Raw genomic sequence first — 14,935 nt, forward strand, 5'->3', positions numbered from 1 at the left:
CCCGGAGCATGCCGAAACGCCATCTGTGGATTGCGTTGGCGCTGGCCGTCGGTACCGTTCCGGCGCGAGCAGAAACCATCCAGGTCATCATCGACAGGCTGGTGTTCTCGCCAGCCACCGTCGAGGCCAAGGTCGGCGACACGATCGAGTGGGTGAACAAGGATGTGTTCGCCCACACGGCCACCGTGAAAGGCGGCTGGGAAGTGATGATCCCGCCGAAGAAATCCGCAAGCCTGACATTGAAGGCCGCGGGACCGGTCGACTATTTCTGCCGCTTTCACCCCAACATGAAAGGCCGTTTGGTGGTGGCGCCCTGATCCAGCGCCAACGAGGCTCGCCTGGCCTCGTCGGGGCGCGCGATATGCGTCCACGAGCCGTCATAGCCCGGCTCGCGGCGTGCAATCCAGGCATTCAGCCCTTCGCGCAGATCGGCGGTCGGGGCCATGCGGGCGAACTGCTCGGCCTCGACAGCCAAGCCTTCGGCGATGCTCTGGTTGAGGCCGCGCGCCACTGCCGTGAGGATGCTGGCGATCGCCAGATCGGAGTGCCGCAGGATACGCCTGGCCAAGCCGATTGCGGCCGGCATCAACTCGGCATGCGGCACAACCTCGTTGACGAGACCCAGCTCAAGCGCACGCGGCGGCGCAAACCAGTCGCCGGTCAACAGCAGTTCGAGCGCCCGCTTGCGCCCGGCGAGCCTCGGCAGACGCTGTGTTCCGCCAAAGGTCGGCGGCATTGCAAGGCTGATTTCCGGCTTGGCGAACAAAGCGCGGTCGCTGGCGATGGCCAGCGGCACCGCCTCGGTGATTTCGCAACCGCCACCAAAGGCAATGCCGTTGACGGCAGCGATGATGGGCTTGCGAAACGCTTCCAGCCTTGCCGTCAGCCGTTGCCCGCGCATGACGAAATCACGCATCGCGACATCGACGCCGACCGCCACGCTGGCCGAGAACTCATGAATGTCGCCGCCGGCCGAAAACGCCCGCTCCCCTGCTCCGGTCAGAATGATTGCGCGGACGCTGTCATCGACGTCAATGTCGTCGAGGATCGCAAGCAGGCGATCGATCAGGGCATAGTTCAACGCGTTCAGCTTCTCCGGCCGGTTGAGGGTGAGGATGGCAATCCCATCCCGGGTTTCGTTAAGGACAAGATCGGTCATTGGCTCTTCCTTCTTCATCATGCTGATGACCGGAAGACTATGCCTCTTTCCGCTTGTGTATATTCACTAGTCGGTATACCTAAGCTCATGCCTGACACGCAAAGTCCTACCCGCAAACGCATTGTCGATGCCGCGACCAGGCTCTTCTATGCCGAAGGAATCGGTCGCGTCAGCGTCGATGCCGTCGCCGAGGAAGCGGGTCTCACCAAGCGCACGCTCTACTACCATTTCAAGAGCAAGGACGACCTCATCGCCGCCTATCTCGATGGCCGCGACCAACCCAATCTGAAGCGGATGGCTGGCTGGTTCGATGCTGCCGAAGGCGGCGCGGATCGCAAGGTCGAGGCGATCTTCACCAATCTGGCGAGGTCCGCTCGTCACCCGAAATGGAAAGGATGCGGCTTCCTGCGCACGGCCGCCGAACTCGCCTCGATGCCCGGACATCCGGCGGTCAAGGTCGGCGCGCGGCACAAGCTGAATTTCGAAACATGGCTGGCCGGCGCCTTGTCGGACCATAGCGTCGGCGAGCCGCCTGCCTTGGCACGCGAGATCGTGCTTTTGATCGACGGCTGCTTTTCGATCATGCTGATCCACCGCAACCCCGATTACATCGAGGCCGCCGGCCGCGCCGCGGCAACGCTTGTGCGGGCGCGAATTTCAGGCAGCCAGGCCTAAAGCGCGACGCGCTTTAAGCCTTTGGTTTTATGCATATCGTTGCCCCAAAATCGGGGCCACTTTTGGGCGACATGCATTAGAACCCAAACGCCAGCCATGCCGTGCCGGCGGCCAGCGTTATCAGCGTCAGCGGCAAGCCGACCTTGAAAAAAGCGCCGAACGACAGCGTCGTGCCGGCGGCCCGTGCCTGTTCGGCGACGATCAGATTGGCGACCGAACCCAGCAGCGTGAAATTGCCGGCCAGCGTCGAACTCATGGCGACGACCAGCCAGGCGCGCTCGGGATTTTCGAGGCCGGGTATGAAGGGTCGAAGCGCCAGCACGGCCGGGACATTGCTCATGATGTTGGAGAGCACCGCGGTGAAACCGGACAGGCGCCAGACGTCGCCCAGCCCGAGGTTCTTGGCCGAAGCGATCATGTCGGGCGAAAGAAGCGTCTTTTCGGCGCCGGCGACCACAACGAACAGACCGGCGAACATGAACAGCAGCGGACCGTCGATCTCGCGGTAGATGCGTTCCGGCTTGATCGCCCGGGTGAGCAAGAGGATGGCGCCGCCGATGAGTGCGGCCTTGGCGACGGGCACGCCGGCGAAGAAGGCGATTGCCAGTCCGATGCAGACCACCACCGCCTTCAGCACCTGCCCCTTGTGCATGCGGCCACGCGAGACTTCGGGCGTCAGTTGGACAGTGCGGGCGAATTCGGCCCGGAAGACGATACGGATGATGATGACGACCGCGACGAGGCCGAACAGGGCGACCGGAGCGAGCGCTGCCGAAAAGGCCGGATAGGAAATGCCCGACAGCGAGCCGATGACCATGTTTTGCGGATTGCCGGTGATGGTGGCGACGCTACCGCAATTCGACGCGGTGGCGGTGGCGATCAGATAGGGGATCGGGTTGCGCTTGATGATGCGGGTGACGTGGACGACGATCGGCGCCATGACGAGGCAGATAGCGTCGTTGACCAGGAAGGCGGACAACACGCCGGTCAGCAGCGTCACCATCACCAAAAGCATGAAGGGCGCGTGCGCGTGCTCGATGGCGATGGCGCCAAGGCCGCGAAAGGCGCCCGACACTTTCAGATGCGCCACCACGATCATCATGCCGAGCAGAAGCGTGATGGTGTCGAAATTGATCGCCCGGTAGGCATCCTCCATGCTGAGCGCGCCGATTGCGATCGTCGCGGCCCCGCCGAGAAGCGCGATCCCCGCCCGGTCGAGGCGCAGGCCGGGGATGCGGCCGATGGCGACACCGGCGTAAGTCAGGATCAGGATCAGCAGTGCCGCCGCGCCCATCAATGTCATCGATAGAAGTCCTGCCCAGTCTGTGGCGCGCCGCTGCCTGTCAGCCCCAATGGTCCGCTTTGCGTGCCTGCTTTAGCGCGATGCCGAGACCGATGACAGACAGCCAGGCATGTTGTTGCGTCAAGCACCGCCCAAGGATGGCGTGCCGCTAACGCAGATAGAAATCCAGCCGCTGCCGCAGTGCCTGCGGTGAAAACAGCTGCTCGACGGTCTGCCGTGCCTTGAGGCCGACTGCACCCCGCAGCGCCGGATCGGCTTTGAGATCGGCCAGGATTCGTGCCGCCTGTTGCGTCGTTTCGAACAGAAAACCGTTTTCGCCATGCCTGATATGGTCGGAATAACCGCCATATGAATGGCAGACCACGGGCAAGCCGCAGGCCATCGCCTCGAACACGACGCGACCGAAGGTTTCGACATGCCAACCGGTGCGATAATAAAACACGTCGAGCGTCTGCAGAAACTCTTCGGCGGAAAATTGGCCGGGTGGCAACAGCTCGAGTTGCGGATGCGGCATGAGGCTGCCCTTGAGCCCTGTCCCTCCCTGAATCCGCAAGGCTGTACCTTCGGCCAGCAATGTCTCGTAAAGGGGTATGTCATCGGGATGATGTTTGCCCGGCCCATCGCGGCTCAAGCGTCCGACGGTGAACGGACGATCCGAATCCAGACGCCGTGTTGAAAAACGTTCGATCTCGATCGGAGAGGGGTGCACGGTGCCGTCGATTTGGAGCAATCGCTTCTGAAAGTCGGAAACAAGCACTATCTCGGCGGCGGGCCATCCCAAGCTCCGAGGCATGCGCGTGGTGAGGTTGAGAACCTTCGGATGAAGGGTGTTGAAGTCGTAAATCAGCCGGCGCGGCCGCGGGATCAGGTAAGGCCACACCTTGTTGCGCCAATGCGCTCCGAGAAAAACGTAAGTGCCGCCATCCGGAACTTTTCGCGTAAGCGGGGAAATACGACGTATCGGGAATTGCCGCATTAATTCACCTGAAGCCCGCGATGACGCAGCCCAAAGGCGCACCTCCGAATCGGCGCTCAACAGCCGATAGAGTTCCAAGGTCTTGAGGTCACTGCCACCGAAAGGATCCTGAAAGCCGTTGAACAAATGGATCATAATCGTGTGCTTACCTGACCGTTTCCGCCATTGTTCGCCGGCGTCAAAATCATGATCGCACGTCGGCCGTAACCCTTGGAAACTCAGGAGTGAGAACCGTTTCTGCCGACAATGAAACATCGCCAATGCGGGGAAGTATACCGGTAAGCGGTTGCAGTCCATGGCCTATCGAGCCGGCATGCTATCCGTAAAGATCGCATCCCGGCGACTGTAAGCATTGAAGCGTCGAGAAAGCGGCCTGCGTCGATTTCGAGAGCTTCCCGATCAGCCATCCGCAAGTTTCTGCCATCAATGCACGGTGGCGACCCCGGGCTCAGGCGCCGGAGACGTTCCGGCCGGATCGAAGCTGACTTGATCGCGTCCGTTCGACTTGGCCGTGTAAAGCCTTTTGTCGGCAGCGGAGAAGATTTCCTCATAGGTGATCGGGCCGGTGAAGCTTGTGCCGCCGATGCTGACGGAAAGCGGACAAGGCCTGCCGCCGGGTGAGAATTCCATCTCCCTGATACGCCGGCGGATGCTTTCGGCAACCACCCAGGATTGCGAGGGATCCACGCCGGGCAGAAACACGCCGAATTCTTCGCCACCGATGCGGCCGACGATATCGCCCCCACGAAGTTGCCCCTTGATCGCCTGCGCTATCAGTTTGAGCGCCTGATCGCCGCAGTCATGGCCCAGGCGGTCATTGATCGACTTGAAGTGGTCGGCGTCGATGATCAGCAGCGCGCCCGAACGGGTTTGCTCCTGCTTTCGGGTCTGCTCGAGATAGGCTTCGACCAGCATCGAGAAGGCGCCACGGTTCAGCACCGCCGTCAGGCTGTCGGTCGCGGCGATGACGCTGAGGTCGCGCTGCGCGATGGCCAGCTGGCGAATCTTCCACATCAGGAAAAACAGAAACGAACCACCCAGCACCAAAGGCAGCATCAGGTCGGTCATCTGTGCCCGCCACAGAGCCTCGGGCGAAAGATAGGGAAAGTTGAAGGAATCGACGAAGAACGCCACGGCAATGAAGAATGCCGTACCGACTGCCGTGACAGCGATCACCCTGCCCCAGCTCGTCGGCGACAGATCGAGCTTCATCGCGTTCAACTCCGTTAGCCGTCGCTACTATGACGCACCAACCCCAACAAATTGATAAGACTTTCCCTCCAATTCGATATCGGGCGGCGGAACCAACCCGCCGGCCCTGTCGATGACTTGCGACAGACGCTACAAGACGGCCGCTGGAAAGCAGCCATCCTGTTTCAGAGCTTGAAGGCGTGGGCCAACTGCCGGCCGAGCAAGGGCAAAACGGCGCGCGAAGCCAGACCGCTCGTCGTCAGTTGAGCGTCGGCTCACTCAGCGCATCGACGACAAAGGATGCCGCGATCAGGTCGTCGGCATCGAGGCGCAGGGAGCCTCCGTCGCCTCCCATGGCTGAAGCCACTTTTTGAAAGGTCTTCATTTCATATTCCGTGATCCGGGCGTCCTGCATCCTGGCCTTGAGGTCGGCGATGCGCCGATCCAGAGCCGAAGATATGCCTATTTCTCGCTTCGACATGGCAACACTCCTCCCCACCCTTGTTTGCCTCCCGCCTGTCCACTTTTATATGAGGGTCCGCGAATACAGCGGGCCGAACGCGCCGTGCGCGGGAAGGTTCCGAAAAGGCAGAGTAACGAAATAATACGCTGGCCCCAGCCGACTGCCCGGCCACGCTAAATCCCCTCATCACCATGATAGAGCTGAACAGCTTGCGGTATTTACCGCTGTCGTGGCGTTCCTGGATGGAAAGAGGTGATTCCGTGACTTGCTATATAAGGCATAGCTAATCCTTGACGCCAGCCGGATGCCGCCCCAGAATCAGAAGCATGGCAATAAAGGTCGGCGACGAAGTGGCGGTCATGGCGACGGTGCTGAAGCGCGTCACGGAAGACCGCGTCAGCGTGTCGATCCCCGGTTACAATTTTCCGCATTCGGTCATTGGTCCAGCGACCAAGCTGACCGAGGGCCAGCCGATGGAATTATCCGGCGACGTTACGCAGATCGAGGGCGACAAGGTCACGGTGTCGTTCGGACAATGGTCACCGTGGGTCTGGACAAGGTGCACCTGGTGCAAAGCCACCTCCCGCCGAAGCGAAGGGATCTGAGGATGTGAACACGCGAAGCTCCACCGTCTCAGGGATCCAGCCCCTTACGTCCCAGCAGTGCAGAGCCGCACGAGCGATGCTGAAATGGTCGCAGGTGCGACTCGCCGCGAAGTGCGGCCTTAGCGAAGGAACGATCGGCAGTTTCGAGAGCGGACGAAGGATTCCGAGTTCGGCCAAGCTGGCTGCCATCCGTCGAGGGTTGGAGGCAGCGGGCGTGGTTTTCATCGATCAGAAGGTTGCAAGGACCAAGAGCGGTCCGCCTCGTCAAACTATCGGCGGAACATAAATTAGATATCGCTGTTAGATCCCAAACGGGAGGCGCGCGATGTTCAAAGGTGAAATCGGCATTGTTTCGGACTGGTCGAAATTGGTGGCGGACGATCCTCTGATCGCCGCCGATATTGCCCAGCGTCTTTCTCTACTCGCTTGCAATGACAACACTCCCGCTGCCGCCGACGGCCCGTCGCCCGGCACCGAAACATTTCGAAATCCCCACTTTGCCGGCCTCGCGACACCCGCCGAATATCCTCGCCCGATCGTGCTTCTAGCCACGATCTATGCGTCGACGGTCCTGGGGGTAACGCTGCTTCTGGCGGCGGCGGTTTGAGCGCACGAGGCCTGGTGACGCTCTCTGAAAGCCCATGTCTCTGGTATAAACCGCGACCTATGTGTCCGGAATGGACCCGAAAGGCTTTGGCGATCCCGACAGGATTCGAACCTGTGACCATCGGCTTAGAAGGCCGGTGCTCTATCCAGCTGAGCTACGGGACCGCTGGCCGGCCTTTGGACCGGCTGGATATTCTGGCGCTGGGCGCCGTTCAATGCGTCCAGGGCGTCCTGCGGTCATAGCGGAAATTCTCCGCATAGGAAATCTGGCGGCGCTTGGTCTCTTTCGGCTCTTCGACGCGGAAAGCGAGCCCTTGCTTTTCGGCGTAGGCCACCGCCTCTTCCCGCGTGTCGAAGCTAAGCCTGATCTGGCTTCTCATGTCTGCCGACGTCGTATAGCCCATCAGCGGATCGATCTTCTTGCGCGTCTCGGGATCGAATTCCAGCACCCAGTGGCCGGTCTTGGCCTTGCCGGACTGCATCGCGGTTTTGGCTGGGCTGAAAATGCGCGCGGACATGGCCACCTCGTTCTTGTGCAAGGCAGCATCGCCACCCTTCGCCCGTCATTACTGCGCAATGCGCACGGCGGCAAGGTTTTTGCTCTCGCGGGTTTTTGCACTTGCCATGCACCACCGAAATGAATAGGCAACAGACCGTTCGGAGTGTAGCGCAGCCTGGTAGCGCATCTGGTTTGGGACCAGAGGGTCGGGAGTTCGAATCTCTCCACTCCGACCATCCCCTCACAGCCCAATGCCCGGCGCAGCCATATGCTCACTTGCTCCGGCTCCGGTCGTGCATCCGGCGGCCGCGGGCCGGTTCGGCAACAGGGGATTCAGATGCTTGGAATCGATGCCTGGGTGTCGCTTTTCGGACCGGCCTACTTTGCCTATGCCGGTATCACCGCTCCGTTCATGGTGACGTGGGCAATTGCCTGCGCCGCACTGGCGATGTGGAACAACCGTGAAAGCCGCAGACAGGCGAGGCAGGCCCCAGGCGCCGTCGTCTCCCGCTCCTGGCGTGTCAGTATCGGAATGTTTGTGCTGGTCGCCGCCGGCTATATCGCCGCTCACTCTGCCGTCTACCTCGCGGTCCGTCATTTCGCCAGAATGTGGCTCTGAGACTGGCCTCTCAGGCTAAATCTCGAATTCGCCCTGCCCTTCGTCCATGGCGTTGACGGTTTCGGCTGCCAGCGCCCTGGTGATCGAGGTCTTGCGTTCGAGCGCGGTCCGGTCGAGCCGCTCCACCACGCGCATCGCTGTCGCCAGCGAGCGCTCGATACGGCGGACCAGATACTGTACGACATGCGGTTCGACCTCGATCTGACGGTCGGCGAAGAGTTTTGTGATGACGCCGGCGAGCAGGAGATCGTCGGGCTCATGAATTTCCACTGTCGCCGCCGCTTTCAGCCGTGAGGCGAGATCAGGCAGCGTGATGCCCCAGGCGGACGGGAAGCGGCGCGCCGTCAGGAGCAGCGTCGACCCGGCACCACGCACCGCATTGATCAGATGGAACAGGCTCTGTTCATCGACCGCGCCGGTATCGACATCGTCGATCAGTGCCGGCCGCGCGCCGAGATTGGCAATGCTGTCGCCGATGCGCCTGGCGTCGACCGCCACCGCATCGGCACGCGCGCGCCAGATCGAGGCCAGATGCGTCTTGCCCGAACCCGCGGGACCGGCCAGCACCACGACCGGCGATGGCCAGTCCGGCCAGCGGTCGACCAGCGCCACCGCCTGGTTGTTGGTGCCGGAGACGACGAGTTCGTCGCGCGAATAGCCGGTGCCATGGCCGAGATCGAGCGGCAACTGGCGTGGCGGGTCGGTTGGCTGGGCAGTCACTTCAGCGACGCGGTTGCGTGCGGTGGCCGCCGCCGCGATCGGCCGGAAGCTGCGGCACAGGTGCCGCGCCGCGGCCCTTGTAGAGCGGCGATTCGAGATAGCGGGCAATGGCGAACCGCACCAGCACGGCGACGGCCGCAGAAGCCGGCACCGCGATCAACAAGCCGACGAAGCCGAACAGCGCACCGAAGGCAAAAAGCGAAAACATCAGCCATACCGGGTGCAGGCCGACGCTTTTGCCGACCAGCCGCGGCTGCAGGATGTTGCCCTCGATGAACTGACCGATGAAGAACACGACCGCGACGGCGACGATCATCGTCCAGTCCGGCCAGAACTGGACGAAGGCGACGCCGACGGCCAGCACCAGCCCGGTCAGCGAGCCGACATAAGGGATGAAGGAAATCAGCCCGGCGAACAGGCCGATGAGGATGCCGAAATTCAGCCCGGTCAGCGTCAGCCCGGTGGCATAAATGGCGCCCAGCACCAGGCACAGCGTGCCCTGGCCGCGCACGAAGCCGGCTGTTGCGGTGTTGATGTCACGCGCGATGGCGCGCACGGTCTGGACGTTGTCGCGCGGCACCCAACCGTCGATGACCGCCACCATGCGGTCCCAGTCGAGAAGCATGTAGAAGGCGACCACCGGCGTCACCACGAACAGGCTGACCACCGAGACCAGCGCCATGCCGGAACTCCACAGCGAGGTGAAGACGGTGGTGATCAGGCCGAAGCCCGAGGTCAGCAGCGAATTCAGCCCGTCGCGCAAGCTATTGGCGTTGACGCCGAACTTCTGTTCCAGCCATTTCGGATCGAACGAGGTGATCAGGCTTTGCAGCCGGGTCAGATATTCCGGCAATTTGCCGGCGAAATCCGCCATCTGCGTGGCCAGAACCGGAATGAGGATGACGAAGGCCAGGACCAGCACGATGAGGAAGGAGATGAGGATGACCACCGTCGCCATGAAACGGGACAGGCCGAGCCGCTGCAGCCGGTCGGCAACGGGATCGAGGAAATAGGCAAGCACCATGCCGGCGACGAAGGGCAGCAGGATGGCGCTGAAAACATAGAGGAAAAGCGCCAGCAGCGCGGCGCCGGCCAGCCAGAAGAAGATCTGGCGGCGAAAGGTCGCGGACGCGGCGGTGTCGGCGGCCGCGGCCTCGATCGCTGCCGCTTCTGTCTCAGATGTCCGGAGTGGAGCCTTCGCCATAGCCGCTCATGTGCCTCAGCCAAGTCACGAGATAGGCTGCGGCCGAAGCCACGGTCAAGACCCCGGACAGCAATATGAGAACTGACCTCAGCGGGTCGAGATGAACGGCAAGGGCAAGTTCTCCCAGCACAAGCGCGGCCAGCACGATCTGGATCGCGGTGTTGGCCTTCGACACGAACAACGGTTTCATCTCGACCGGATGGGTCATGACGGCGGACAACACCACCGCGCAGACGATCAACGCGTCGCGCGACACCATGATGACGACAAGCCACAGGGGCAATTGCCCGATGAAGCTCATGACAACGAACACCGAAACCAGCAGCAGCTTGTCGGCCACCGGGTCGAGATAGGCGCCGAGGGTGGATTGCTGGTTGAAACGGCGGGCGATGAACCCGTCGACGCCGTCGGAAATACCGGCGACGAGGAACCCGGCAAAAGCCCAGTCCCAGCGCGCCTGCAGCATCGCCAGCACCACCGCCGGCACCAGGACAAGGCGCAGGATGGTGATCAGGTTGGGGATGGTCAAATGCTTGGCACCTCCTCTTGGTCGGAGATAGATGATGAAGATGGCGGGTGGCAACAAGGGAGAAGCTGCCGATCTCCCGCACGGGAGAGCGGCTTTCAGCTTGGCTTTCGCCAATCACGAGCGCCTATACGCGCGCGCTGTCCACGGTTTTGTAGGCCGAGATGGCCGTTATCCTTGCGGACAGAAACCGTTCATGCGAAGAGCCCGCGACAAGGAAAATTGTTGAACGGGCACCAGAAATGAGCAAGCGCGACGTGAACAAGCGCAAGAACGGGCTCACCTATGCCGAGGCCGGTGTCGATATCGACGCGGGCAATCTCATGGTCGAGAAGATCAAGCCACTGGTGCGCGCGACGCGCCGGCCGGGCGCCGATGGTGAGATCGGCGGTTTCGGAGGCCTGTTCGACCTCAAGGCCGCGGGCTTTACCGACCCGGTGCTGGTGGCGGCCAATGACGGCGTCGGCACCAAGCTCAAGATCGCCATCGATGCCGGCAAGCACGACACAATCGGCATCGACCTCGTCGCCATGTGCGTCAACGACATCGTCGTGCAAGGTGCCGAACCGCTGTTCTTCCTCGACTATTTCGCCACCGGCAAGCTCGATCCCGACCAGGGTGCCGCGATCGTCGGCGGCATTGCCGAGGGCTGCCGCCAGGCCGGCTGCGCGCTGATCGGCGGCGAAACGGCCGAAATGCCCGGCATGTATCACGGCAACGACTACGACCTTGCCGGCTTTGCGGTGGGCGCAGCCGAACGCGGCCAGCTCTTGCCCACCGACGACATCGTCGAAGGCGATGTGCTCCTGGGCCTGGCTTCCTCGGGCCTGCATTCGAACGGATTTTCGCTGGTGCGCCGCATCGTCGCCGTCAGCGGTCTGTCGTGGAGCGATCCGGCGCCGTTCGCCGACGAGGCCACGCTGGCCGAGGCGCTGCTCGAGCCGACCCGCATCTACGTCAAGTCGATTCTCAAGGCGATCCGCAACACGCATGGTATCAAGGCGCTCGCCCACATCACCGGCGGCGGCTTCCCGGAAAACATCCCGCGCGTGCTGCCCAAGGATTTTTCGGCCGAACTCGACCTCGAGGCGATCGACGTTCCTGCCGTGTTTTCGTGGCTGGCCAAGACCGGCGGCGTGGCGCCGGAAGAGATGATGCGCACCTTCAATTGCGGCATCGGCATGATTCTGGCAGTCGCATCCGGCCAGGCAGCACAGGTCGCCGCCGTGCTGCAGGAGGCCGGCGAGACGGTGACGCCGATCGGCCGCATCGTGCCGCGCCGCGACGCCGGAGTCATCTATCGGGGCTCGATCGGCCTATGAGCGCGCAGAGGAAACGCACCGTCGTCCTGATCTCGGGACGCGGCTCCAACATGACCGCGCTGATTGCCGCGGCCAGCGACCCGGCGTTCCCGGCCGAGATCGTCGGTGTCATTTCCGACAAGGCGGATGCCGCCGGGCTCGGCATCGCCAGGGCGCGCGGCGTCGCCACGCAGATCGTCTCGCGTGCCGACCATGGCAGCAAGCAGGCGCATGACGCGGCAATAGACGCGGCGCTCGCGGCCTTCAACGCCGAGATCGTGGCGCTGGCCGGCTACATGCGCATCCTCACCCCCGGCTTCGTCCAGAGATGGCAGGGCCGCATGATCAACATCCACCCTGCCCTGCTGCCCGCTTTCAAGGGGCTCGACACCCATGCGCGCGCACTGGCCGCCGGCATCCGCATCCATGGCTGCACCGTGCACTTCGTAACCTCCGAGATGGATGACGGTCCGATCATCGCGCAGGCAGCCGTGCCGGTGATGGTCGGCGACACCGCCGATACTTTGGCAGCCCGCGTGCTGAAGGCCGAGCACCGGCTCTATCCGCTGGCATTGGGACTGGTCGCCGAAGGCAAGGCGCGCATGGAGGCCGGCCGCACCGTGCTTGCCCACTTTGCCGACGATGCCGACAACGGCACTTCGGTGGTGATGGCCCCCGACCCGCTGCGCGAAGAAACCGACCTCGAACATCTGGCGCGCATCACGCCTTGAACCTAGATCGGGAATGACAACGGCACTTAGCCTGGAACCGCCAAATCAGACTCGGTGCCAGGCCGAAACGGACCGGCTGCGCAGAGCTTGGCTGGAAGGATTGGAAAGCGGCCCGTTAGATCCCTTCGACATTGAAGCGATCAAACAAAAGGCCCGCACTCGTCTGACCAGTCTCCCTGGTCCTGACCGACATCGATGAGACAACTACTTCTTCTCCGTCACGCCAAATCGAGCTGGGACGACCCTGATCTCGATGATTTCGACCGGCCTTTGGCCGAACGCGGGGTTAAGGCGGCGTGCTTGATGGGGCGCGAGCTTGCAGCGCGCGGCTGGCTGCCGGACCTGGCGCTGGTGTCGGCGGCACTGCGCAGCCGCGACACCTGGCGGCTGGTGGCGGCGGAGCTGCCCGTGCCACCCCGGATCGCATTCGTCAAGGCGCTGTACGATGCTTCAGCGGCGGACATTCTGAGCCAGATTGGTCAAACCGACGCTTCAAGCGGCAGCTTGCTGGTAATTGGCCACAATCCGGGCCTGGAACTTGTGGCCAGACAGCTTGCCGGGCCGGGGTCAGACGCCGAGGCGCTCAGGAGACTTGAGGAGAAATTCCCGACGGCAGCTCTCGCCCGGGTGATCTTCGAAGGCGATTGGTCCGTCGTGTCCCCTGCCCGGCTGACACATTGCCTGCGGCCGAAGGATCTGGGCCTGCGGCCGAAGGACCTGGGCTAGTGTCGATGGCAGGTGCGGCAGGCCAAGCCCACCGCACGCCCGCTTGAGCCGTCAGTTTCCCCAGTTGCCCTGGCCGGATTCCGGCTGGACCGAATCGGGCGTCGGCGTGAGGTCGCGGTGCTTGACCAGCCTGTGGGTCGAAGCCGTGTAGCTGTGGTCGACATTAAGCGCGTGCGAGGTGACGGCCGGCTGATTGACATTGTCCGAACCATAGTTGTCGCTGCCGGCAAAAGCGGTGCCCGTGGCAACGAGGATGGCGGCGGCGGTAAGAGCGATCCTGGTCATTTTATTTACTCCGGTATTCCTGTTCCTGTCCGTCCAGTGGCGTGCCCTTGGGAGGAATTTCGCGTCGCTCGGACAGCCTCGATCTGGGTTTTTCGTGCGCCGGCTTCCAATCACGAAGACGTTCCCTCACGCGCGAAATCCGGACCTCGAACGTGGGCCAAGGTGTTGAGCTCACCCTGTTTTATCAATTGATCTCAAACACTTATAAGGGGGAATACCTGACGCATGGTGCGGCGGTTCGTCGAGCCAGCGCTCGCCATCCGTTCACGATTCGTCAACATAAATTGAACCAATTGGTTCGATTTACGATCGGCGCCCGACACTGGCGCCGTCGGCCGAAGTCCTGCTCATGCATAAAAAACAAGAGCGGCGGGCAAAGCCCACCGCTCTTTGTGGTCGCAGACTTCAGAAAATCAACGACCCCAGATGCCCTGGCCCGACTGAGCCGGCACGTTGGCATTGGCATCACCCTGCGTCTTCACGGACTTCGGGATCGAGCCGGTGTGCGTGGTGTCGATGTTGGACACGGACTGGTTCGCAACCGGCTGGTTGGCATTGTAAGAGCCGTAATTGTCGCTGCCGGCAAAAGCGGTGCCCGTGGCAACGAGGATGGCGGCGGCGGTGAGTGCGATCTTGGTCATTTTATTTACTCCTGAATTCAAGATTGGGTTGATAGCGGCAGTCGCGATTAGCGACCGAAGAGATTGCGGTCAGCGCCCTGCGAAGCGGGGGCCTGGACGGTCTGCGTCGACTTCGAGACCGAAGCGGTGACTGAATGGTCGACAGTGACGGCAGGCTGATTGGCGTTGGCCGAGCCATAGTTGTCGCTGCCGGCAAAAGCAGTGCCCGTGGCGACGAGGATGGCGGCGGCGGTAAGAGCGATCTTGGTCATTTTATTTACTCCTGAATTCAAGATTGGGTTGATATCGGCAGTCGCGATTAGCGGCCGAAGAGATTGCGGTCAGCGCCCTGCGAAGCGGGGGCCTGGACGGTCGGTGTCACCTTCGAGGTCGAAGCGGTGACCGAATGGTCGACAGTGACGGCAGGCTGATTGGCGTTGGCCGAGCCATAGTTGTCGCTGCCGGCAAAAGCAGTGCCCGTGGCAACGAGGATGGCGGCGACGGTAAGAGCGATCTTGGTCATTTTATTTACTCCAGGTATTTGTCATGTCCGTCTAGTGGCGTGCCCTTGGGAGGAATTTCGCGTCGCTCGGACCACCCCGAGATGGGCTTGCCCTGCCGCGGATACCAATCACGAAGGTGTTCCCCCGCGGCCCGAATTCGGACCTTGAAATTTGGCACAGGGCCTCGGCGGTCATAATTTTATTGTTCGAAATCAAATTGTTA

The 14,935-nt window shown here is 62.1% G+C and carries 22 protein-coding genes and 2 tRNA genes; 10 read left to right on the forward strand and 14 right to left on the reverse strand.

Annotated elements, in window-relative coordinates; genetic code table 11:
• Positions 1–8 precede the first annotated feature (8 nt).
• Positions 9–317 (forward strand): cupredoxin domain-containing protein, encoded by a 309-nt coding sequence (locus NKJ11_RS05250; RefSeq protein WP_352555360.1) that lies wholly within the window; start codon positions 9–11, stop codon positions 315–317.
• Here NKJ11_RS05250 and NKJ11_RS05255 read toward each other — a convergent pair.
• The gene (locus NKJ11_RS05255; protein ID WP_352555358.1) at positions 278–1,159 is read right to left on the reverse strand and encodes a crotonase/enoyl-CoA hydratase family protein; all 882 of its coding nucleotides are present in this window, start codon (positions 1,157–1,159) and stop codon (positions 278–280) included. The genes NKJ11_RS05250 and NKJ11_RS05255 overlap by 40 nt on opposite strands.
• Before the next feature lie 87 nt (positions 1,160–1,246).
• Between NKJ11_RS05255 and NKJ11_RS05260 the strand changes: the two genes are divergently transcribed.
• Entirely contained in the window at positions 1,247–1,834 is a 588-nt protein-coding gene (locus NKJ11_RS05260) for a TetR/AcrR family transcriptional regulator (RefSeq protein WP_352611860.1), read from the forward strand.
• A gap of 76 nt (positions 1,835–1,910) precedes the next feature.
• Here NKJ11_RS05260 and NKJ11_RS05265 read toward each other — a convergent pair whose 3' ends face one another.
• The 4 genes from NKJ11_RS05265 to NKJ11_RS05280 all read right to left on the reverse strand — a co-directional run bounded on the left by NKJ11_RS05265 (position 1,911) and on the right by NKJ11_RS05280 (position 5,785).
• Entirely contained in the window at positions 1,911–3,137 is a 1,227-nt protein-coding gene (locus NKJ11_RS05265; protein WP_352792828.1) for an anion transporter, read from the reverse strand.
• A 148-nt stretch (positions 3,138–3,285) separates the two neighbouring features.
• Entirely contained in the window at positions 3,286–4,248 is a 963-nt protein-coding gene (locus NKJ11_RS05270) for a glycosyltransferase family 4 protein (RefSeq protein WP_352792829.1), read from the reverse strand.
• Between the two features lie 288 nt (positions 4,249–4,536).
• Positions 4,537–5,325, reverse strand: coding sequence for a GGDEF domain-containing protein (locus tag NKJ11_RS05275; RefSeq protein WP_352773928.1), 789 nt, complete (start codon positions 5,323–5,325; stop codon positions 4,537–4,539).
• A gap of 238 nt (positions 5,326–5,563) precedes the next feature.
• Entirely contained in the window at positions 5,564–5,785 is a 222-nt protein-coding gene (locus tag NKJ11_RS05280; RefSeq protein ID WP_023814103.1) for a hypothetical protein, read from the reverse strand.
• A 308-nt stretch (positions 5,786–6,093) separates the two neighbouring features.
• On the opposite strand from NKJ11_RS05280, the gene NKJ11_RS05285 reads away from it, so the two are divergent.
• From NKJ11_RS05285 to NKJ11_RS05295, 3 genes are read left to right on the forward strand one after another with little or no spacing between them, the layout of a single operon-like run.
• Positions 6,094–6,372 (forward strand): hypothetical protein, encoded by a 279-nt coding sequence (locus tag NKJ11_RS05285; RefSeq protein ID WP_245490282.1) that lies wholly within the window; start codon positions 6,094–6,096, stop codon positions 6,370–6,372.
• A 4-nt stretch (positions 6,373–6,376) separates the two neighbouring features.
• Complete coding sequence (locus tag NKJ11_RS05290) at positions 6,377–6,658, forward strand: helix-turn-helix domain-containing protein (RefSeq protein ID WP_031213538.1); 282 nt, start codon at positions 6,377–6,379, stop codon at positions 6,656–6,658.
• A 39-nt stretch (positions 6,659–6,697) separates the two neighbouring features.
• Positions 6,698–6,979: a hypothetical protein gene (locus NKJ11_RS05295; RefSeq protein ID WP_023812589.1), complete on the forward strand. Its 282-nt coding sequence runs from the start codon at positions 6,698–6,700 to the stop codon at positions 6,977–6,979.
• Positions 6,980–7,066: 87 nt separating this feature from the next.
• Here the strand turns inward: NKJ11_RS05295 and NKJ11_RS05300 are convergent.
• Together NKJ11_RS05300 and NKJ11_RS05305 are read right to left on the reverse strand one after the other, a co-directional pair.
• A tRNA-Arg gene (locus NKJ11_RS05300) sits at positions 7,067–7,143 on the reverse strand.
• Positions 7,144–7,190: 47 nt separating this feature from the next.
• Complete coding sequence (locus tag NKJ11_RS05305; RefSeq protein ID WP_023812590.1) at positions 7,191–7,496, reverse strand: ETC complex I subunit; 306 nt, start codon at positions 7,494–7,496, stop codon at positions 7,191–7,193.
• Positions 7,497–7,636: 140 nt separating this feature from the next.
• On the opposite strand from NKJ11_RS05305, the gene NKJ11_RS05310 reads away from it, so the two are divergent.
• Both NKJ11_RS05310 and NKJ11_RS05315 read left to right on the forward strand, forming a co-directional pair.
• Positions 7,637–7,713, forward strand: a tRNA-Pro gene (locus tag NKJ11_RS05310).
• 101 nt (positions 7,714–7,814) lie between these two features.
• Positions 7,815–8,096: a hypothetical protein gene (locus tag NKJ11_RS05315; protein ID WP_128305367.1), complete on the forward strand. Its 282-nt coding sequence runs from the start codon at positions 7,815–7,817 to the stop codon at positions 8,094–8,096.
• Between the two features lie 15 nt (positions 8,097–8,111).
• Here the strand turns inward: NKJ11_RS05315 and hdaA are convergent, their stop codons facing one another.
• The 3 genes from hdaA to NKJ11_RS05330 are packed head-to-tail and all read right to left on the reverse strand — an operon-like array spanning position 8,112 to position 10,549.
• Complete coding sequence (gene hdaA, locus NKJ11_RS05320; protein WP_128305366.1) at positions 8,112–8,816, reverse strand: DnaA regulatory inactivator HdaA; 705 nt, start codon at positions 8,814–8,816, stop codon at positions 8,112–8,114.
• A 1-nt stretch (position 8,817) separates the two neighbouring features.
• The gene (locus tag NKJ11_RS05325) at positions 8,818–10,020 is read right to left on the reverse strand and encodes an AI-2E family transporter (protein WP_352792832.1); all 1,203 of its coding nucleotides are present in this window, start codon (positions 10,018–10,020) and stop codon (positions 8,818–8,820) included.
• A complete protein-coding gene (locus NKJ11_RS05330; RefSeq protein WP_127289150.1) occupies positions 9,992–10,549 on the reverse strand; it encodes a CDP-alcohol phosphatidyltransferase family protein in 558 nt (185 codons plus the stop codon). Before NKJ11_RS05330 ends, NKJ11_RS05325 begins: the two co-directional genes overlap by 29 nt.
• Before the next feature lie 239 nt (positions 10,550–10,788).
• Here NKJ11_RS05330 and purM point away from each other — a divergent pair, with 239 nt between their 5' ends.
• The 3 genes from purM (at position 10,789) to NKJ11_RS05345 (ending at position 13,304) form a co-directional block, all read left to right on the forward strand.
• Positions 10,789–11,868: a phosphoribosylformylglycinamidine cyclo-ligase gene (gene purM / locus NKJ11_RS05335; protein WP_352555341.1), complete on the forward strand. Its 1,080-nt coding sequence runs from the start codon at positions 10,789–10,791 to the stop codon at positions 11,866–11,868.
• A complete protein-coding gene (gene purN / locus NKJ11_RS05340) occupies positions 11,865–12,578 on the forward strand; it encodes a phosphoribosylglycinamide formyltransferase (protein WP_352792833.1) in 714 nt (237 codons plus the stop codon). The genes purM and purN overlap by 4 nt, the downstream gene beginning before the upstream one ends.
• 195 nt (positions 12,579–12,773) lie before the next feature.
• A complete protein-coding gene (locus NKJ11_RS05345; protein WP_352792835.1) occupies positions 12,774–13,304 on the forward strand; it encodes a SixA phosphatase family protein in 531 nt (176 codons plus the stop codon).
• Positions 13,305–13,355: 51 nt separating this feature from the next.
• Here the strand turns inward: NKJ11_RS05345 and NKJ11_RS05350 are convergent, their stop codons facing one another.
• The 4 genes from NKJ11_RS05350 to NKJ11_RS05365 all read right to left on the reverse strand — a co-directional run bounded on the left by NKJ11_RS05350 (position 13,356) and on the right by NKJ11_RS05365 (position 14,732).
• Positions 13,356–13,589, reverse strand: a complete 234-nt coding sequence (locus NKJ11_RS05350) for a DUF680 domain-containing protein (RefSeq protein ID WP_352792837.1) — start codon at positions 13,587–13,589, stop codon at positions 13,356–13,358.
• 413 nt (positions 13,590–14,002) lie between these two features.
• Positions 14,003–14,230 carry a DUF680 domain-containing protein gene (locus NKJ11_RS05355; RefSeq protein WP_023812599.1) on the reverse strand — a complete coding sequence of 76 codons (228 nt, stop codon included), beginning with the start codon at positions 14,228–14,230 and terminating at the stop codon, positions 14,003–14,005.
• A gap of 47 nt (positions 14,231–14,277) precedes the next feature.
• Entirely contained in the window at positions 14,278–14,481 is a 204-nt protein-coding gene (locus NKJ11_RS05360; protein ID WP_128305364.1) for a DUF680 domain-containing protein, read from the reverse strand.
• Between the two features lie 47 nt (positions 14,482–14,528).
• On the reverse strand, positions 14,529–14,732 hold the full coding sequence (locus NKJ11_RS05365) for a DUF680 domain-containing protein (protein ID WP_352792839.1): 204 nt from the start codon (positions 14,730–14,732) through the stop codon (positions 14,529–14,531).
• Positions 14,733–14,935: the final 203 nt, after the last annotated feature.

It is taken from the genome of Mesorhizobium sp. M0243 (assembly GCF_040321775.1).
Lineage (GTDB): Bacteria > Pseudomonadota > Alphaproteobacteria > Rhizobiales > Rhizobiaceae > Mesorhizobium.

Coding starts and splice junctions, on each gene's coding strand:
- NKJ11_RS05265 (WP_352792828.1), bottom strand. CDS start 3,137: ATGACATTGATGGGCGCGGCGGCACTGCTGATCCTGATCCTGACTTAC.
- NKJ11_RS05250 (WP_352555360.1), top strand. CDS start 9: ATGCCGAAACGCCATCTGTGGATTGCGTTGGCGCTGGCCGTCGGTACC.
- NKJ11_RS05345 (WP_352792835.1), top strand. CDS start 12,774: ATGAGACAACTACTTCTTCTCCGTCACGCCAAATCGAGCTGGGACGAC.
- NKJ11_RS05365 (WP_352792839.1), bottom strand. CDS start 14,732: ATGACCAAGATCGCTCTTACCGTCGCCGCCATCCTCGTTGCCACGGGC.
- NKJ11_RS05315 (WP_128305367.1), top strand. CDS start 7,815: ATGCTTGGAATCGATGCCTGGGTGTCGCTTTTCGGACCGGCCTACTTT.
- NKJ11_RS05260 (WP_352611860.1), top strand. CDS start 1,247: ATGCCTGACACGCAAAGTCCTACCCGCAAACGCATTGTCGATGCCGCG.
- purN (WP_352792833.1), top strand. CDS start 11,865: ATGAGCGCGCAGAGGAAACGCACCGTCGTCCTGATCTCGGGACGCGGC.
- NKJ11_RS05355 (WP_023812599.1), bottom strand. CDS start 14,230: ATGACCAAGATCGCACTCACCGCCGCCGCCATCCTCGTTGCCACGGGC.
- NKJ11_RS05295 (WP_023812589.1), top strand. CDS start 6,698: ATGTTCAAAGGTGAAATCGGCATTGTTTCGGACTGGTCGAAATTGGTG.
- NKJ11_RS05280 (WP_023814103.1), bottom strand. CDS start 5,785: ATGTCGAAGCGAGAAATAGGCATATCTTCGGCTCTGGATCGGCGCATC.
- NKJ11_RS05360 (WP_128305364.1), bottom strand. CDS start 14,481: ATGACCAAGATCGCTCTTACCGCCGCCGCCATCCTCGTCGCCACGGGC.
- NKJ11_RS05350 (WP_352792837.1), bottom strand. CDS start 13,589: ATGACCAGGATCGCTCTTACCGCCGCCGCCATCCTCGTTGCCACGGGC.
- NKJ11_RS05275 (WP_352773928.1), bottom strand. CDS start 5,325: ATGAAGCTCGATCTGTCGCCGACGAGCTGGGGCAGGGTGATCGCTGTC.
- NKJ11_RS05255 (WP_352555358.1), bottom strand. CDS start 1,159: ATGACCGATCTTGTCCTTAACGAAACCCGGGATGGGATTGCCATCCTC.
- purM (WP_352555341.1), top strand. CDS start 10,789: ATGAGCAAGCGCGACGTGAACAAGCGCAAGAACGGGCTCACCTATGCC.
- NKJ11_RS05305 (WP_023812590.1), bottom strand. CDS start 7,496: ATGTCCGCGCGCATTTTCAGCCCAGCCAAAACCGCGATGCAGTCCGGC.
- NKJ11_RS05285 (WP_245490282.1), top strand. CDS start 6,094: ATGGCAATAAAGGTCGGCGACGAAGTGGCGGTCATGGCGACGGTGCTG.
- NKJ11_RS05325 (WP_352792832.1), bottom strand. CDS start 10,020: ATGGCGAAGGCTCCACTCCGGACATCTGAGACAGAAGCGGCAGCGATC.
- NKJ11_RS05270 (WP_352792829.1), bottom strand. CDS start 4,248: ATGATCCATTTGTTCAACGGCTTTCAGGATCCTTTCGGTGGCAGTGAC.